This is a genomic window from Alcanivorax profundi (genome assembly GCF_003597125.1).
In the GTDB taxonomy this organism is placed as follows: domain Bacteria; phylum Pseudomonadota; class Gammaproteobacteria; order Pseudomonadales; family Alcanivoracaceae; genus Alcanivorax; species Alcanivorax profundi.
The window spans coordinates 1-578 of sequence record NZ_QYYA01000066.1; the positions used below are offsets into that span (position 1 = coordinate 1).

Here is a 578-nt window from a genome sequence, read left to right on the forward strand (position 1 = left end):
GCACTGTATATTTGCCAATGCCCGCTGCCTTTTCCTGGACAGACTCGTACGGGTCACGAGTGCGGAGGTCCTGGTGCCTGAGCCAGGCCGTCTTAGGTTATTGGGTCAGGCTGAACCTGTTGTGTTGGCCCTGAACCAAGTTCAGCAATTTGTAGAACTCTTTCAGGTAGGCTGAAAAACAAATGTTGTTTTTTTTTTTGTAGTAAATGTAACGTCCAAAAACCTTCCTCATAAAGTGAAATGTAATGTTTGTCCATGGCCCAGGAAAAACGACGTTTAGCTGGTGACAGAGGGCCAGCAGTGACGCGAGCGTTCAAATCCTTTGTGGAGGAAAGGGACGACAAGTACAGTATGGAGCTGCTGCTTCTGCCCAGCGCCCTGAAAGAGGAGTTACTGGTACACAGCCCCACCAGCACGAGCATGTCTCCTCTGGTTAGTCCAAACACTGTAGGTCATTCCTTCAGGTCATGGGATAGGATTAGTTCTCATTAGTCAAGTCGATCTTTTGATCAGAATCTTACTGGTTCACATTGTGTCCACCAGTTTCTTTTTTAAATTGTAAAGTGGGCATTTTTTTT

The 578-nt window shown here is 46.4% G+C and carries 1 protein-coding gene; it reads right to left on the bottom strand.

All coding sequences use genetic code 11. The features are described from left to right. Positions 1–92: 92 nt before the first annotated feature. The gene (locus tag D4A39_RS17705) at positions 93–422 is read right to left on the bottom strand and encodes a hypothetical protein (RefSeq protein ID WP_147393952.1); all 330 of its coding nucleotides are present in this window, start codon (positions 420–422) and stop codon (positions 93–95) included. Between the last annotated feature and the right edge of the window lie 156 nt (positions 423–578).

Excerpts from the sequence above, each read along its gene's own strand:
- D4A39_RS17705 (WP_147393952.1), bottom strand. The coding sequence starts at position 422 with ATGCTCGTGCTGGTGGGGCTGTGTACCAGTAACTCCTCTTTCAGGGCG.